The sequence below is a fragment of the Micromonospora sp. NPDC048868 genome, assembly GCF_043198195.1.
Taxonomy (GTDB): Bacteria; Actinomycetota; Actinomycetes; order Mycobacteriales; family Micromonosporaceae; genus Micromonospora; species Micromonospora reichwaldensis.
On the sequence record NZ_JBICUN010000025.1, the window covers coordinates 55,828 to 72,785 of the forward strand.

At 72.1% G+C, this 16,958-nt stretch carries 12 protein-coding genes and 1 pseudogene; 5 read left to right on the forward strand and 8 right to left on the reverse strand.

Annotated elements, in window-relative coordinates:
• Positions 1 to 12: 12 nt before the first annotated feature.
• Both ACGFNF_RS27895 and ACGFNF_RS27900 read right to left on the reverse strand, forming a co-directional pair.
• Complete coding sequence (locus ACGFNF_RS27895) at positions 13 to 2,481, reverse strand: hypothetical protein (RefSeq protein WP_393171737.1); 2,469 nt, start codon at positions 2,479 to 2,481, stop codon at positions 13 to 15.
• Positions 2,478 to 3,269, reverse strand: coding sequence for a deoxyribonuclease IV (locus tag ACGFNF_RS27900; RefSeq protein ID WP_393171739.1), 792 nt, complete (start codon positions 3,267 to 3,269; stop codon positions 2,478 to 2,480). The genes ACGFNF_RS27895 and ACGFNF_RS27900 overlap by 4 nt, the downstream gene beginning before the upstream one ends.
• A 642-nt stretch (positions 3,270 to 3,911) precedes the next feature.
• Between ACGFNF_RS27900 and rpsF the strand changes: the two genes are divergently transcribed.
• The 4 genes from rpsF (at position 3,912) to rplI (ending at position 5,564) form a co-directional block, all read left to right on the forward strand.
• On the forward strand, positions 3,912 to 4,202 hold the full coding sequence (gene rpsF, locus ACGFNF_RS27905) for a 30S ribosomal protein S6 (RefSeq protein ID WP_121397433.1): 291 nt from the start codon (positions 3,912 to 3,914) through the stop codon (positions 4,200 to 4,202).
• A 98-nt stretch (positions 4,203 to 4,300) separates the two neighbouring features.
• A complete protein-coding gene (locus ACGFNF_RS27910; RefSeq protein WP_121399156.1) occupies positions 4,301 to 4,822 on the forward strand; it encodes a single-stranded DNA-binding protein in 522 nt (173 codons plus the stop codon).
• A gap of 41 nt (positions 4,823 to 4,863) precedes the next feature.
• Positions 4,864 to 5,103, forward strand: coding sequence for a 30S ribosomal protein S18 (gene rpsR, locus ACGFNF_RS27915; protein WP_007073789.1), 240 nt, complete (start codon positions 4,864 to 4,866; stop codon positions 5,101 to 5,103).
• 14 nt (positions 5,104 to 5,117) lie between these two features.
• Positions 5,118 to 5,564 (forward strand): 50S ribosomal protein L9, encoded by a 447-nt coding sequence (rplI, locus tag ACGFNF_RS27920; protein WP_357577728.1) that lies wholly within the window; start codon positions 5,118 to 5,120, stop codon positions 5,562 to 5,564.
• Between the two features lie 227 nt (positions 5,565 to 5,791).
• Here the strand turns inward: rplI and ACGFNF_RS27925 are convergent, their stop codons facing one another.
• Entirely contained in the window at positions 5,792 to 7,399 is a 1,608-nt protein-coding gene (locus tag ACGFNF_RS27925; protein WP_393171741.1) for a hypothetical protein, read from the reverse strand.
• Positions 7,400 to 7,776: 377 nt separating this feature from the next.
• Here ACGFNF_RS27925 and ACGFNF_RS27930 point away from each other — a divergent pair, with 377 nt between their 5' ends.
• Positions 7,777 to 10,479 (forward strand): replicative DNA helicase, encoded by a 2,703-nt coding sequence (locus ACGFNF_RS27930; protein WP_393171743.1) that lies wholly within the window; start codon positions 7,777 to 7,779, stop codon positions 10,477 to 10,479.
• Positions 10,480 to 10,494: 15 nt separating this feature from the next.
• Here ACGFNF_RS27930 and ACGFNF_RS27935 read toward each other — a convergent pair whose 3' ends face one another.
• The 5 genes and pseudogenes from ACGFNF_RS27935 to ACGFNF_RS27955 form a co-directional block, all read right to left on the reverse strand.
• Positions 10,495 to 11,175, reverse strand: a complete 681-nt coding sequence (locus ACGFNF_RS27935) for a maleylpyruvate isomerase N-terminal domain-containing protein (RefSeq protein ID WP_393171745.1) — start codon at positions 11,173 to 11,175, stop codon at positions 10,495 to 10,497.
• 119 nt (positions 11,176 to 11,294) lie between these two features.
• Positions 11,295 to 11,711, reverse strand: a complete 417-nt coding sequence (locus ACGFNF_RS27940) for a zf-TFIIB domain-containing protein (RefSeq protein WP_327030029.1) — start codon at positions 11,709 to 11,711, stop codon at positions 11,295 to 11,297.
• A 22-nt stretch (positions 11,712 to 11,733) separates the two neighbouring features.
• Entirely contained in the window at positions 11,734 to 12,366 is a 633-nt protein-coding gene (locus ACGFNF_RS27945) for a phosphoribosyltransferase (protein WP_393171747.1), read from the reverse strand.
• A pseudogene (locus ACGFNF_RS27950) lies at positions 12,356 to 13,680 on the reverse strand (glycosyltransferase 87 family protein); the annotation flags it as partial. The gene ACGFNF_RS27945 and the pseudogene ACGFNF_RS27950, both read right to left, overlap by 11 nt.
• A gap of 65 nt (positions 13,681 to 13,745) precedes the next feature.
• Positions 13,746 to 16,250, reverse strand: coding sequence for a putative bifunctional diguanylate cyclase/phosphodiesterase (locus ACGFNF_RS27955; RefSeq protein ID WP_393171749.1), 2,505 nt, complete (start codon positions 16,248 to 16,250; stop codon positions 13,746 to 13,748).
• Positions 16,251 to 16,958 lie beyond the last annotated feature (708 nt).

A 16,958-nucleotide genomic window follows, 5' to 3' on the forward strand; every position in this document is an offset into this window, starting at 1 on the left:
GGGCGATGAGGGTCACAAGCGGTAGACCACGATGTTCCCTATCTCCTCGCGGGTGATGCCGAGCCCGTCGACCGGTGCGTCCACCGTGACCTCCCACGGCGTGCCGGCGATGTGCTCCCGCATCAGGAGCACGTTGCGTACGCCGAGGACGCGCAGGTAGTCGACGCTGGTCTGGTCGGGGAAGGCCAGCGTCACCCGGCGTACGTCGTCGAGTTGGCGCGGGGTGAAACCGCTGCCCCCGTTGACCACGTCCTGGAACTTGCTGGTGGACCAGAGCATCACCGGCTGGTCGAGGCTCTGGCTGCTCGGCAGCACCAGCAGCGGCCCGTCCACGGTGCGCATCGCGGCCGGCTGGGACGGCACGACCGGGTGCGGCGTGGCGTTCAACCCCTCGCCGAGCACCAGCACCAGCGGCAGCAGCGTGGCCAGCCGCAGCCACGGGCTCGGCCAGGAGGGGATCCGCTCGGCGTAGACCTCCCGAACCCGGGTGGCGAACGCGCTGACCGCGCCCGCCGCGAGCAGCCCGAGCAGCAGCGTGGTCCAGAGCATCAGCCGGCCCGGGGTACGGATGCCGTTCCAGCCGGGCAGATGGTCGAACAGCGGCACGTAGGTGAAGGTGCCGTCGAAGAACCGGGTGCCCATGGCGAGCACCATCGTCACCACCACCCCGGCGAGCAGCAGCAGCCGGTGGCGCAGCTTCCACACCGAGAAGAAGAGCCCGCCGGCGGCGAGCGCGTAGAGCACGAAGCCGGGCAGCAGGGTCATCTCCGGGTGCCAGGGCAGCGCCGCCCGCGCGCCCTCGTGCAGGGTGCCCCAGACCCGCGACTCGGCGGGCGCCGTGAAGAAGCCGGCCGCCGGCGGCGAGTAGACGCCGATGTCGCCGATGGAACGCTCCGCCTGCGGGTGCGCCCCCGCCACCTTGAAGTACGGGATGGCCAGCAGGCCGCCGACGCCGGCGAAGAACAGCCCGCCGACCAGGTCCGCGATCAGCAACCGGCGGCCGAACGGGCGCTTGACCGGCCGGACGACCCACCGCCGCAGGAACCAGGTGACGGCCGCGACCAGCACGGTCCCGGCGAGGAAGTACGCGAACGGCAGCCCGATGCCGAAGCCGAGACTGAGTTGCCAGGCCGCCACGAACCAGCCGGCGTAGACCCAGCCGTCGTGCCGGCGCTCGGGACGGTACCCGTGCCGCAACGACCAGCCGTGCCCCCGGGCGAGCATCGCCAACGCGAGCGGGATGCCGCCGTTGGAGATCACGTGCAGGTGCCCGGCCTGGGCCAGCAGCCACGGCGCGTACGCGAAGCTCGCCCCGGCCACCGCGGAGCCGATCCGGCCGGCGCCGAGCTGCCGGGCCAGCGCGTACGCCCCGAGCATGGCGAGCGCGTGGGCCAGCACGAACATGATGTTGTAGCGGAGCACGGCGGCTTCGGGACCGGTGCCGATCATGCCCGCCGGGGCGTAGCCGAGCAGGGTGTCGGAGAAGGCGAAGCTCCAGGACTCCGGGAAGAAGGTGTTCGACTGCCACAGCTGCCCCGGGTTGGTCAGCAGGATGTGCCCCGACCAGGCCATCTGCCACGCCTGGAGGCTGGGGTCCCAGTAGTCCTGCGGCAGGGTGTGTCGCGGGTAGCGCAGCGTGGGCCAGGTCAGCAGCACGGCCAACGCCAGCGAGGCGAGCGTCGCGAGCGTCCACTCGTGGATCAGCAGGCGACCGACCGCCCGCGCGGCGCGCCCGATCCGGGAGGGCACCGGTTCGGGGGCGGACGCGAAGGCCTCCCACCGGTCCGGCTTTCCCTCCTTGTCACCCCCGTCCTGGCTCTTGCCCTCCGCCTTGTCGCCGCCCTTGCCCTCGCCGGCCCCGGCCACACCGGCTGAACCCACCTTGGCGTCCGGCTTGTCGGCTGAACCCGCCTTGGCGCCGTCCTTGCCCGCCTTGGTGTCCGTCTTGCTGGCTGCACCCGCCTTGGCGCCGTCTTTGTCGGCTGAGCCGGCCTTGGCGTCGACCTTGTCGGCTGAGCCGGCCTTGGCGTCGTCCTTGTCGGTTGCGCCCGCCCTGGCGTCGTCCTTGCCCGCCCTGGCGTCGTCCTTGCCCGCCTTGGTTGCGGTCTTGTCGGCCCCGCCCGCCGTGGCGTCGGTCTTACCGTTCCCCGTCTCGGTCGTCTCGGTCGTCTCGGTCGCGTCGGTCCCGTCGGTCCCGACGGCCCCGGCGTGTGTCCCGGCCCCGGCCTGGGCCGTGTCGGCACCTGGTCGGGCTCCACCAGCCTTGGGTTCGGCCGCTCCGGTCTTGGGCTCGGCTGCTTCAGCCTTGGATCGGGTCCCGCCGGTCCTGGGTTCGGCCCCGGCGGTCCCGGCGGCGGCCGGGCCGGGCGTGGCGGCGGCCGGGTCGGTCTTTCCGGCGGCTCCCGTCTTCCCGGCAGTGTCGGCCTTCTCGGCGGCTGCGTCGGGACGAGGGCTGCCGGAGGCGGACTGCTCGGTCGTCATGCCGCCGGGCTCCCCGCGCCCAGCCGGTCGCGGAGGAAGGCGATGTCGGCGCCCTGACCGTCGACCCCGCCCGGGGTCTCGACGATGACCGGTGCGCCGGCCGCGCGGATGACCGCCACCACCAGCTCCGGGTCGATCGTGCCGCCGTCGAGGTTGTCGTGCCGGTCCTGGCCGGAGTTGAACGCGCCCTTGGAGTTGTTGGCGTGCACCAGGTCGATCCGGCCGGTGATCGCCTTGACCCGGTCGACGAGCCCGAGCAGCTCCTCGCCGCCGGCGTGGGCGTGGCAGGTGTCCAGGCAGAAGCCCACCTCGTGATCGCCGACGGCGTCCCAGAGGCGGGCGAGCGCGTCGAGCCGCCGGGCGCAGGCGTTGTCACCGCCGGCGGTGTTCTCGATCAGGACGGGCACGCCGAAGCCGCCGGAGTCCGCCGCGTACGCGAAGGTCTTGCGCCAGTTGTCGAAGCCGACGGCCAGGTCGTCGCCGGCGTTGACGTGCCCGCCGTGCACGATCAGCCCCTTGGCGCCGATGGCGGCGGCCGCCTGGGCGTGCCCGAGCAGCAGCTTGCGGCTGGGGATCCGGATCCGGTTGTTCAGGGTCGCGACGTTGATGACGTACGGCGCGTGCACGTAGAGGTCGACGCCCGCCGCCCGCAGCCGGTCCGTGTCCTCCCGCGGCTTCGGCGCCTTCCACCCCTGAGGGTCGGAGAGGAAGAACTGCACGGCCTCGGCCCCGCGGGCGGTCGCCTCCGCCACCGGGTCGGTCGAATCGACGTGGGCTCCGATACGCATGCACGGGAGCCTACGTCGCGTCGCCGACAGCCGGGATGACGGCGGTGGCGGACTCGCCGTTCCTCGCGTCACCTCCCGGCGGCGGCGGTCGTTGATGCGAGTGGGATCCACGGTTGCCGCCGCCGGCCCGGAACGGCCGCTGGTCGGCCCGTCCCGGAGGCGCGTCGAACCGCCCGAGAGCGGGGGCACCCCCGTCGCGCGGCCCGGCGCGGCGGGGGCCCGCCCCGACGGAACTGGGCTCATCGGGAAATTTGTCGGAGAATTCCGCTATTTCCCCCGACAAGGGGCAAGAGCCGTTGTAACGTCAGGTAACAACACGATAAAGCTCCGCGGGGCGTCCCCGGTCCAACCTCATCGGTGTGGTCGTTCCTCCCCAGGTCCCACCCAAGGAATGCGGACGGGACGCCCCGCGGCCTCGTGTACGGGGGCTCGCATCGACAGCGACGTCGATGCGGGCCCCCGTCTCGCCTCGCCCGGTGGAAGGGCTCCACCGACCACCCCGGGCATGATCGTCGGGACCGGGTATCCTGGTCCGGTTGTCCGCGTACGGCCGGGTTCCCCCGGAACCGGCGCGGGCCACGACGCACGACCTCCTGCCACGGAAGGACCGTGGCCGCTTAGCCCACAGGAGGTGAGCACGTCTTGCGTCATTACGAAGTCATGGTGATCCTCGACCCCAGCCTCGAGGAGCGCACCGTCGCCCCGTCTCTCGACACGTACCTGAACGTGATCCGGACCGCGGGTGGCTCGGTCGAAAAGACGGACGTGTGGGGCCGCCGGCGCCTCGCGTACGAGATCAACAAGAAGGCCGAAGGCATCTACGCCGTCATCGACCTGCAGGCGACGCCCGCAGCGGTGGCCGAGCTGGACCGTCAGCTGCGGCTCAACGAGTCCGTGCTGCGCACCAAGGTCATCCGGCCGGAGATGCGCTAAAGCATTCAACCCCGGTCCACCCGGATCAGCCTCATCGGCACTGTCGGAGGGCTCTGAGAGCCTGGACGGCAGAACTGATGAGTGCGCGAGGAGATGTCATGGCAGGAGACACCACCATCACGGTCATCGGCAACCTGACCGATGACCCCGAGTTGCGGTTCACCCCGTCCGGTGCGGCGGTCGCCAAGTTCCGGGTCGCTTCGACGCCCCGGTTCATGGACAAGGCCTCCGGCGAGTGGAAGGACGGCGAGCCGCTCTTCCTGGCGTGCACCGTGTGGCGGCAGGCGGCGGAGCACGTCGCCGAGTCGCTCCAGCGGGGCGCCCGCGTGATCGTCTCGGGCCGGCTGCGTCAGCGGTCGTACGAGACGCGCGAGGGCGAGAAGCGCACCGTCATCGAGCTCGAGGTCGACGAGATCGGCCCGTCGCTGCGCTACGCCACGGCGAAGGTGCAGAAGATGTCCCGCTCCGGCGGCGGTGGCGGCGGCTTCGGCGGCGGTGGTGGTGGAGGCGGCCAGGGCGGCGGCGGAGGCAACTTCGACGACCCCTGGGCATCGGCTGCACCGGCACCCTCGCGCGGTGGTTCGGGTGGCGGCAACTTCGACGAGGAGCCCCCGTTCTAATGGCGCCGAGCGCCCGCGATCGCAAACCAGGAGCACGAGCAATGGCCAAGGCCGCTGCACTTCGCAAGCCGAAGAAGAAGGTGAACCCGCTCGACAAGGACGGGATCACCTACATCGATTACAAGGACACCGCGCTGCTGCGCAAGTTCATCTCCGACCGCGGCAAGATCCGCGCTCGGCGGGTGACCGGCGTGACCTCGCAGCAGCAGCGGCAGATCGCCCGTGCGGTCAAGAACGCCCGTGAGATGGCGCTCCTGCCGTACACGGCCACGGCCCGCTGAGAGGAGGCACCGATATGAAGATCATCCTGACTCAGGAGGTGTCCGGCCTCGGTGCCCCGGGCGACATCGTCGAGGTCAAGAACGGCTACGGCCGTAACTACCTGCTGCCGCAGGGCTTCGCGATCGCCTGGACCAAGGGTGCGGAGAAGCAGGTCACGGTCATCAAGCGGGCCCGTTCGGCCCGCGAGATCCGCGACCTCGGCCACGCCAACGAGGTCAAGGGCCAGCTCGAGGGCCTCAAGGTCAACCTGAAGGCCCGCGCCGGCGACGGCGGTCGGCTCTTCGGCTCGGTCACCCCGGCCGAGATCGTCGACGCCGTCAAGGCCGCCGGTGGTCCGGCCCTCGACCGTCGTCGGCTGGAGCTGTCCGGTCCGATCAAGTCGATCGGCTCCTACCCGGTGCAGATCAAGCTGCACCCCGAGGTGAGCGCCAAGTTCGACCTCAACGTCGTCCAGGGCTGACACCTCACCCGAGCACCACGACAGGGCCCGCACCGACCGGTGCGGGCCCTGTTCGTGTACGGCCTGCGGCGCACGCTCCCGCTCGCGGGCGGCCAGTTCGTCGTAATGTGGGCCGACCAGGGCGGCGGCGCGTCAGCCATCGGGCGGCCGCGCTGATCATCAGCCCGACAAGCCGGCCGGCGCGTTCGGCGCGCAGCGGCAGCATGGTCGTGCGGTCGCACTGACTGTCAGCCGATCGGCTGGCCCGTCACCGCGCTGATCATCACCGTCGAGAGACCGCCGCCGACCACGGCCGCCGCCAGCGCGACGCTGGCCGAACGCCACGTCGTCCCGACCCGGCGCAGCAGCAGCGCCACGACCAGGCTGCTGGCCAGCGCCAACCCGAAGCGCGGCAGGCCCGCTGCCAGCGAGCCGAGCGCCCGCGCCCGGGGCGAGTCGCAACCCCCTCCGCTGATGTCGGTGACACACCCCGCCGGCACCTGCCCGTCCAGGGTCAGCAACCAGACGAAGATCAGCGCCGCCGGCACCAGATAGCACGCGACCGTGTAGAGCAGCGACCGCCACGGCCCGCCCGGATCGGGATCGAGCAGGTCGTCCTCGATACGACGGCCCCACGCCCCCGCCCCGGCGGTCCCGGCCCGACGGCGTACGGCCGACGCCGTCGCGGCACCGACCGGCTCGGCCACGCGCCGACGCGGTGCCGCACGCGGCCGCGGCGCGGAGTAGGGCACCACGGGTGACCGAGGCGCCGACGCCGGCGGGTCCATCCAGCGGGGATCGTCGCCCGCCAGCCGGGTGCCCGACCAGAAACCCTCGCTCCGGTCGTCCCGCCCCGGCCAGGGCAAATCCTGCACGGCGCCCCCGCCGGAACCCGGCGCGGTCCTGTCCCACCCACCGTCGTCGGAACACCGCTCCCACGCACCGGTGTCATCGGACCGGCGCCACTCACCGGTACCGTCGGTCCGGTCCCACCGACCCGTGCCGTCGCTCCGGTCCCAGCTGCCGGTGTCGTCGGCCCGGTCCCACCGGCCAGTGTCGGTGTGGTCCCAGCCCTCGACCTCACCGGCCGGGCGCCACGCGTGCACACCCGACGCGTCCCACGCGTCCACCGCCGGAAGGGAGGGTGTGCTCCCGGACGCGGCGAGGTGCGACTCCCGGTCCCAGGGATCGACGGCGGGGCGGTCCTCCGCCGCCCGCCGGCCCCGCCGGGCCGGCCGCTCGGCCTCCCCATCCGGTACGGACCCGGACGCGTTCGCCTGCTCCAGGCCGGACCAGACGACCTGCGGGCGTTCCGACGGCAGGCGCCTCGGCCGGCTCAGCGGCGCCGACCCCGAGACGGGGTCGTCCTCGGCCCGCCGCCGCCCGGAGTATCCCCGCTCCTGCGGACGGTCGAACGTCCACTCCCCGGTGTGCTCCGACTGCGGGGCCGCGCCTAACGTCCACTCCCCGGTGTGCTCCGACTGCGGGGCCGCGCCGATCGCCGGGGACTCGTGCCAACTCGTCTCGCTGACCCGGTGCCAGCTGCTCGTGGTCTCCGTGGCCCGCCAGGCACCGGAGTGCGGTTGCTCGGCCTCGACCCCCACCTCGTCGTCGGGCGCGGCATGGCGGCCACCGCCGTCGGCGCTGCGGATCCCCGACTCCAGGGCCCAACGCGGCAGGTAGCTGTCGACCGGCTCCCGCTGCCCGCGCTCGACGGCCCGGCGCCGGCTCGGCGTGCGGTGCCGCGCGGGAGCGCGCTCGTACGGATCGACCGGTGCCGGGTCGGCGGGATCGTCCCAGGGGGCGACCGGCTCGCGCGGACCGCCATCTCCGCGTCCCCAGTCCCGGTTACTCACGGCCGGAGCGTGACCCTTCTCAACCGATGGCGCAATCCCCTGTGCAGGTGTAGCCGTTCGCTGGAGATAGTACGGGACGTTCGACCGCGCAGTTCGACCGAAAACTTGCCATCCACAGGCTGGGGATTGTGTTTCCGCAGCTCAGCGCCTTGCGGCGGAGAATTCCCCAGCCGTTGTCCACAGGCTGTGCACAGCCTGCGCACATGCTTGTCCCCCGGCGTCCACAGGTTGTCCCGAGGCTCGTCCACCGACGTGGTTGAGGGGCTGACCTCGGGTTCCGTATGGTTGGCCCCCGACCGGTCGTGCGATGACCCCCGATCGACCGGCAGGTCGAGGTTGTCCATCCCGGCGACAGGGCTGGATCCGGATCCGACGCAGTGGAGGGGGGACCCGTGTCGGTCACCGACGACATGCGGGCGGACTCGCGATCGGGCGGGGGGCAGGCGTCCCCGCCGCCGCAGCGCGACGGCCAGTTCGACAAGACCCCGCCACAGGACGTCGCCGCCGAGCAGTGCGTCCTCGGCGGCATGCTGCTCTCCAAGGACGCCATCGCCGACGTCGTCGAGATCCTCAAGACCAACGACTTCTACCGGCCGGTGCACGCCACCATCTTCGACATCATCCTGGAGATCTACGGCCGGGGCGAGCCGGCCGACTCCATCACCGTGGCGGCGGCCCTGGCCGACTCCGGCGACCTGGTGCGGATCGGCGGCGCCCCCTACCTGCACACGCTGATCGCCAGCGTGCCGACCGCCGCGAACGCGGCGTACTACGCCCGGATCGTCAGCGAGCGGGCGGTCCTGCGGCGCCTGGTCGAGGCCGGCACCAAGATCGTGCAGCTGGGCTACGGCACGAGCCAGGGCGGCAGCCGCGACGTCGACGACATCGTGGACCTCGCCCAGCAGGCGGTCTACGACGTCACCGAGCGCCGCGTCAGCGAGGACTTCGCCGTACTCGCCGACATGCTCCAGCCGACACTGGACGAGATCGAGGCGGTGGGCGCCCAGGGCGGCGTCATGACCGGCGTCCCCACCGGCTTCACCGACCTGGACCGGCTGCTCAACGGTTTGCACGCAGGGCAGCTGGTGATCGTTGCCGGACGCCCCGGGTTAGGCAAATCGACAGCAAGTATGGATTTCGCCCGAAATGCTGCAATTCGGGCAAATCAAGCGGCAGCCATCTTCTCGCTGGAAATGAGCAAGGTCGAGATCGTCATGCGGCTGCTGTCGGCCGAGGCGCGCGTGCCCCTGCACGTCCTACGCAGCGGCCAGCTCTCCGACGACGACTGGACCAAGCTCGCCCGCTGCATGGGCGAGATCAGTGAGGCGCCGCTCTTCGTCGACGACACGCCGAGCATGAACCTGATGGAGATCCGGGCCAAGGCACGCCGGCTCAAGCAGCGGCACGACCTCAAGCTGATCGTGGTCGACTATCTCCAGCTGATGACCTCTCCGAAGCGCACCGAGAGCCGGCAGCAGGAGGTCGCGGACCTCTCCCGTGGCCTCAAGCTGCTCGCCAAGGAGGTGGAGTGCCCGGTGATCGCGGTCAGCCAGCTGAACCGTGGCCCGGAGCAGCGCACCGACAAGCGACCACAGCTGTCCGACTTGCGTGAATCGGGCTGCCTGACGGCGGAGACCCGGCTGATCCGGGCCGACAACAACTCCGAAGTGACCCTCGGCGAGTTGCTCGCCGACGGAACCAAGGACGTCCCGGTATGGGCGCTGGACGAGACACTGCGCTACACCCCGCGAACGATGACCCACGTCTTCCCGAGCGGCAATCGGGAGGTGTTCCGCATGAAGCTGGCCTCGGGTAAGCAGATTGACGCGACGTCGAACCATCCGTTTCTCACCTTCGCCGGATGGTTGCCGCTCGGGGAGTTGGCGCCGGGAGCGCGTCTCGCCACCCCCCGGCACGTTCCGCCTCCACTCACGATCCGACCGTGGGCGGAGCCGGAGGTCGTCCTGCTGGCGCACCTGCTAGGCGACGGCTCGTTCGTGCGCCGGCAGCCTATTCGGTACGCGAGCCGCGACGAAGGCAATCTGCAGGCCGTGGCGGAGGCCGCCAAACATTTCGGCATCACCGCCATCCGTGACGACTACGAGGCAGCCAGGGTCACCACCCTGAGGCTTCCCGCTCCCTACCGTCTCGCTCGCGGCCGGCGCAATCCGATCGCCGAGTGGTTGGACGGTCTGGGACTGTTCGGCCTGCGGTCGCATGAGAAGTTCATCCCGGCGGCGGTCTTCGGCGTGCCGAAGGAGCAGATCACACTCTTCCTCCGGCACATGTGGGCCACGGACGGCTCGGTGACCGTGAACAAGTCCGGCCGTGGTGGCCGCATCTACTTCTCGTCGACAAGCCGCCGGATGCTGGAGGACATATCCCGGCTGCTGCTGCGATACGGCATCACCGCTCGGATCAAAGTGGTGCCGGTCGAACGTCACCGACCTCAGTACACGCTTGACGTTTCCGGACGGGATGACCAGTTGCGGTTCCTCCGGGAGATCGGCGTGCACGGCGACAGGGCGCTCAACTGCGCCGAGCTGCTCACATCGCTCACGGCGATGCGCAGCAACACCAACGTCGACACGGTGCCGCGCGAGGTGTGGGGCCGGGTCCGGGAGATCCTGGCGGAGAACGGCATGACCCACCGCGAGTTCGCCGCAGCGATCGACTCCCAGTTCTGTGGCAGCACGTTGTGGAAGCACGCACCAAGTCGATCCAGGCTTGCGAAGATCGCATCGGTCCTCGAAGCCGCCGACCTCGACCTGCACGCTACGAACGACATCTTCTGGGATGAGATCGTGTCGATCGAGTCACTCGGCAGCCACGACGTCTTCGACGCCACTGTCCTCGGTACCCACAACTTCATCGCCAACGGCATCGCCACCCACAACTCGATCGAGCAGGACGCCGACGTCGTGATCCTGTTGCACCGCGACGACTACTACGACAAGGAGTCGCCGCGTGCCGGGGAGGCGGATTTTATTGTTGCCAAACACAGAAATGGTCCGACCGACACGGTGACGGTGGCCGCGCAGCTCCACCTGTCGCGCTTCGTGGACATGGCCATCGTCTGAGGACGGCCGCGCCGGTCAGCCCAGCAGCGGGAACCAGCCGGCGACCTCGCCGAGTTCGAGCTGGTCGCGGTCGGTGAGCGGCAGCCGGCCGGTGGCCTTGAGCAGAAACTCGGCGTCGCTCCACGCGGCCGGCCGGACGGCGTCGTCGCTGAGCAGGCCGTCCATGGTGGTCACGGCGACCCGCGTGGCCAGCACCCCGGGCAGGGGCGCGTCGGGCAGGTCGAGGACCAGGTCCAGGTGGTGCACGACGGCCTCGGTGGTCAGCGTGGCGAGCAGGTCCGGCACCCGCAGCACGTGCCCCTGGGTGGTCACGTGGCCGTCGGGGTCGGCCGCGCCCGCGGCGCGTACGGCGGCGGGTGCGGTGTCGGCCCAGAGCCGGACGATCCCGCCGGGGCGGTCGAAGGCGGCTGCGGAGCGGCGGGCCCACCAGGCGTGCCGCGCGCCGTCGCCGTTTCCTTCGGACGGGAACGCGCGCCAGTAGGTCACGTCGTCCACGTCGGCCGGGCCCTCGGCGGGGCTGGCCAGCGCGACCAGCGCTCGCTGGGCGTCGCAGAGCACGTGGAACAGCAGGTCCGCGACGAGCCAGCCCCGGCACCGGGTGGGCCGTTGCAGGTCCGCGTCGTCGAGGTCGGCGACGACGCGGGTGATCCCGTCGTACGCCTGCGCCAGCGCGAGGTGTCGTCCGCGGTGCGTCATGGAGCGCAGCGTCGCACGGCCGCCGCCGCTCGGCACGGCGAACGGCGGTGGCGCGGGGCGTGGAACCGAACCACGGGTGACCGGGCCGGTCGAGGCGCCGGCCCGGTCGACGGAGTGGCTCAGCCGAACATCTCGTCCAGGAAGCTCTTGTGCTTCTTGCGCTTGTAGTGCCCGTGGTAGCCGTGGTGCTGCTGGCCGTAGGCGGGGGCCGGCGGGTAGCCGTGCACCGGCGGGGGCGGCGGCGGGACGGCGCCGTAGCCCGGCTGGTGCGGGGCGGGAGCGGGCGGCGGGGGCGGCGGGGGCGGGTAACCGCCCTGCTGGTGGCTCGGCTGGCCGGGGTAGCCGCCCTGCTGGTGGGCGGGCTGTGCCGGGGCCGCGCCCTGCTGGCGACTCCAGTTGGCCTCCGCCTCGAACAGCTTCTCCAGCTCACCGCGATCGAGGAAGATCCCCCGGCATTCGCCGCACTGGTCGATGGTGACGCCGCTGCGCTCGTACTGGCGCATTTCTCCGTGACACTTGGGACAGGTCAGGCTCATCCTCCGACCGTACCCGGTCCGGTCACGCAGTCGCTGTCAGCGCTTCCGTGACTTCGGAGTCGGCGACCTCGTGGAAGTCCTCGTAGTAGGTGCTCACCGCCATGAACTCCGGCGGGTGCTGGGCGCAGACGACCTGGTCGGACTCGGCGGCCAGCATCTCGTAGGCCTCCTGGGAGCCGACCGGGACGGCGACCACGACCCGGCGGGCGCCGAGGTGACGGGCGACCTGGACGGCGGCGCGGGCGGTGGCCCCGGTGGCCAGGCCGTCGTCGACGATCACGGCGGTGCGCCCGGTCAGGTCGAGCGGTGGACGACCGGCGCGGTAGAGCCGTTCCCGCCGTTCGAGCTCGGCCTCCTCGCGGCGGACGACCTCGGCGACGTCGCCCTCCGTGAGTCGACTGGCGACGACGTCGTTGAGGACCCGCACGCCGCCGGGGCCGAGCGCGCCGAAGGCCACCTCGGGCGCCCACGGCATGCCGAGTTTCCGGACGACCAGCACGTCGAGGGGTGCGCCGAGCCGCTCGGCGACCACCCGGGCCACGGGCACGCCGCCGCGCACGAGTCCGAGGACGATGACGTCCGGTGCGCCGATGAGTGCGGTGAGCCGTTCGGCGAGCGTCCGGCCGGCCTCTTCGCGGTCGCGGTAGGTGGTCATGCCTCAGGTCTACGCCGTGTCGCCGGCCTCCGCCCGCCGGTTCGCGGAAACCGGGGGGTGCAGGGCGGGGGCCCACGCGAGGAGGGCGAGCGGGTAGAGCAGGTAGCCGAAGCGGGTCGTGGGCATCAGCAGGATCGCGGCGAGCAGGCCGTACCCGCAGATCAGGGCGGTGGCGGCGGCGGTGCGGGGCGGGCGGCGGGCGAGCCGGACGGCGATGGCCAGGCCGGCGGCGAGCAGGAGGGCGACGGCGACGGCGCGGCCGGCGGGCAGCGCGGTGGCGATCAGGTGGCCGGGGAACGGCGACTGGGCGGGGCTGGTCACCAGGCCGTGCCCGAGCGGGAAGCGGAGCACGTTCTCGACAAGCGCGTCGCGGTCGACGAGCAGGGCCGGCAGCAGCGCGGCGGCGGGCACGCCGATCGCGCCTGCGGCGACCCGCAGGCCGGCCCGCCGGGTCAGGCCCCAAATGATCAGCACGAGGGCGACCGGCCAGGCGAAGAGCTTCAGCGCCCCGGCCAGGCCGACCGCGAGACCGGCCCGGCCCGGCCGTCCGGCGGCGGCGAGGGCGAGGGCGAGCAGGCAGAGCGCGAGTACGGGCAGGTCGTCGCCGCCGGTGGCGAGGGTGAGTGCGCAGATCGGGAGGACGGTGGCGGCCTGTACGCCCCGGAGCAGGGCGGCACCGGTGTGGTCGTCCGCCCTCCGGCGTACGCCGCGGGTGAGGGCGCGGACGGCCAGGGCGAGCGCCAGCGCGGTCCCGACGGCGAACCAGACGCGGGCGTCGGTCCACCAGGCGTCGACGGCCGCCCGGGGCAGCCCGAACAGTGCCATTCCCGGCTGGTAGGGGGTGTAGCCGAGCAGTTGTTCGCCGGGTGGCAGGGCGGCGATCGCGTCGGGCCCGAGGTACGGCGTGCCGGTGTCGACGAGCCGCCGGCCGGACTCCTCGACGACCAGCACCTCCTCCTGTGCCCGGTCGGTGCGTCCGCCGGCCCGTTGGATGCTCTGCCAGGCCAGCGGCAGCAGGGCGGTGGCGAACCAGGCGAACCCGGTGACCGCCCAGCGGGCCCGCAGCCCGGCCGCCGGCGCTGCGGGGTCGCGCCGTCGCAGCAGGAGCTGGCCGGTCGCGGCGATGGCTGCGAGGAGGTATCCGACGGCGGCGACGGCGCCCCAGGCCCGGTGCGGGAGCAGGGTGGACGTGGCGGCGGTGATCGCGGCGAACGCTGCCGACGCGGCGTACAGGCCGAGGTCGAGGGCGAGGCCGCCGGCGGCGGAGTCGAGGCGCTGCCAGCCACGGCGGCGGGCGGTCGGGGCGGCGGTCACGCGGGCCAGTCTGGCAGCAGGTGCGCGTCGCCGCGTCAGGTGGGCGGATGGCGCCTGCCGCCGCGTCAGGCGGGCAGGTGGCGGTCGGTGCGGCCGCGCCCGCCCGGCCGGCGGCCCGGGGCGAGCCGGATCACGGCTCCGGCGTCGTGCAGTGGAGGGGCGAGGGTGCCGGGGCTGCCCCCGGAGCCGCGCCGGAACGCCGCGAGGAGCGTGCCGGCGGGCACCGGCCGGGCGAAGAGGTGCCCCTGGCCGGCGGTGCAGCCCAGCTCCCAGAGGGCCCGGCGCTGCGGCTCGCTCTCCACGCCCTCGGCCACCACGTCGAGCCCGAGGCTGCGGCCCAGGTCGAGGGTGGAGCGGATGACGGCGGCGGCCTCGGCGGAGGTCTCCATGGCGGTCACGAAGCTGCGGTCGATCTTCAGCTCGTGCACGGGGATGCGGGAGAGCAGCGACAGGGAGGAGTAGCCGGTGCCGAAGTCGTCGAGCGCCAGCCGGACCCCCTCGTCGCGCAGCCGGCTGAGCACCCGGTCGACCACGTCGAGCTGGCTGAGGGTGAGCGTCTCGGTCAGCTCCAGCACCAGCCGGTCGGGGGGCAGGTCGTGGGCCCGCAGCCGGGCCAGCACGGAGCCGGGGAAGCGGGCGTCGAGGAGGCTGCGCGGCGACACGTTGACCGCCACGGGCACGTCGAAGCCGGCGTCCCGCCAGCTGCCCGCCGCGAGCAGGGCCTGGTCGAGGATCGCCTCGGCGAAGGCGGGGAGCAGGCCCGAGCGTTCCACCGCCTCCAGGAAGCGCAGCGGGTCGATCATCCCGTGGGTGGGGTGGTGCCAGCGGGCGAGGGCCTCCGCGCCGGTGACCCGGCCGGTGCCGAGGTCGACGATGGGCTGGAAGTTGACGGTGAACTCGTGGTCGGCGACGGCGCGCGGCAGTTCGCCGCCGAGGGTGAGCCGGCCGAGGTCGGCGGTGTCGCGGGTCGGTGCGTACGTCGAGGTCCGCTGGCCGGCCCGTTTGGCCTGGTACATGGCCACGTCCGCGCGGCGCAGCAGCTCCGGCATGCCGCCGGTGGCGGGTGCGGCGGCGATCCCGCCGCTCGCCTCGACGCTGATCCGCATGCCGTCGAGGTCGAACGGCTCGTGCAGCGTGGCGAGCAGGGTCTCGGCGCGGTGCGCGGCCACCGCCGGGGCCGGCAGACCCCGCAGGAGTACGGCGAACTCGTCGCCGCCGAGCCGGGCCACCAGGTCCCCCTCCTGGGCGGCGTCGCGCAGCCGTTCGGCGACCTGCACCAGGACGTGGTCCCCGGCGGCGTGCCCGAGGGTGTCGTTGACCTCCTTGAAGTGGTTGAGGTCGATAAGCACCAGCGCGGTCACCCCGTCGGCGTGCCGGGTGTCGAGCTGTTCGGTGCCCTGGTCGAGCAGGTGCCGGCGGTTGGCCAGCCCGGTCAGCGCGTCGTGGGTGGCGGCGTACGCGTGCTCGTCGGCGACCCGGGCCAGCTCGGCGTACGCCTGCGCGTTGCGCACGGCCGTGCAGAGCGCCGAGGCGAAGGTGCGCAGCGTGTACTGCTCCCGCTCGGAGAGCTGCACGGGCCCCCGGAACCGCAGCCGCAGTACGCCCACGTCGACCGTCCGGTCGTGCCCCTCCAGGGCGGCGGGGACCACGGTGCCGTCCACGGCGGTCGGCTCGCCGGCCGGCCCGTCGTACGTGATGGCGACGGCACCGCCGCGTACTGTCCGGCCGCCGTCGCGCAGCTCGATCTCCACCTCGTCGGCGGAGAAGAGCTCGGCGGCCTGGGTGACCGCCGTGGTGAGGACCTTGTCCAGGTCGACCACGTTGAGCGCGTCGGTGGTGCGGGCCAGCCGCTGCCACGCCTGCTGCTCGGTGCGGGCCTTGACCTGGTTGGAGTAGAGCAGGTGGAGGCTGAGTACGAGGGGCGGCACCGCCAGCAGGAGCCGGGGGTCCCCGTGGAGGATGAACAGCGTGGTGACGATGAGGACGAAGCGCGCCAGCGCGCTCGTCAGGCGCAGCCCGAGGCCCTCGCGGAAGAGTTGCCTGAGCCGGGTGCCGGTGGCGAGTGCGATGACCGGGAGGGTCAGCACTTCGTCGAGGACGACCGTGACGGCGTAGGCGACCCCGATCGGGCCGAGGGCCGGCCACAGGTCGGTGATCGGTGGTGATCCTCCGGTCGCGTGGAGGGCTGCTCCGCCGCCCACCGCCAGCAGCATGGTCTTGGCCACTCCGAAGGCGGCCTTCAGGGGCGGGAGCTTGGCGAGGTACTGGGCCATCGCCACCCCGATGCCGGTGGTCAGGATCACCAGCGGGGTTGGCGCGACCGCCAGGCTCAGGATGATCGCCGTCTCACTCCAGGAGATGGCGTGGACCGTCGCGCGGATCCGGATCCGCCACTTGATCGTCATGGCGAGGAGGGCCAGGCAGACCAGAGTGAGCGAGAGCGTCAGGTGGTTGCGTGACCAGTCCAGCCGGGTCAGCTCGCGGAGACACAGGGCGGCCGCGATGGCGGCCACAACGCAGACGAGGCCGACGTGCAGCGTGAGCCGCCGCTCGGCCTCTGTCTTGCCCACGTCTGGTCGTGTCACGGCATCCCGACTGCTTCCGACTGCAAAGCACGCCAAGATTACCCGCGGTCACGCGCCAGCCACAATCCTCAGTTCCACTCGTGTGCCGACATCGCTATCCCTCCCCGGTTTCGCGTTGGCCCTTGCGCGGCTGTGTTCCGCGACGCCGACAGCCTAAGTGCGGTTCGGCCAATTATGGAGGGATATATGTGACTATGGGCAATGGATGAGAACCGTGCCCTGCGGCGTGACTTTCTGCTTCTGGCCGGGAACTCAGTGCTGTGTGTCTATCGACTTCCGGTTAACGCTAGATAATGAACCGGTGGCGGCGTCGGCGCATCGGACACGACGGTGCAGTTTGCAGCGGCCGACGACGTGGCACCGGGTCGTGGCGCGTGCCCTGGGCACATCGCGTGGTCGAGACCACCGCTTCCGTGCCGGTACGCCCGTCCGCCCGGGTGGTTCCGTCAGCGCTCACCGCCTGCCGCCGCCCCGACGAGGTCACGGAACGACGGGAGCAAGATGCACTCCGTACGTTGCCCGTTGCCGCCCCGATCGATGCGGCCGGAGGATTCTCCCGATGGTGATGATCGCTTCCGTGGCGTCGCGGAGTCAATGACGTCCCGTCGTTACGGGACGTCATCCCGAGCTACCGTCCACCGGGAAGGGCGGGCTATCGGTCCGGTCCATGAAGTGGGAGGGAAACGGCCGCGG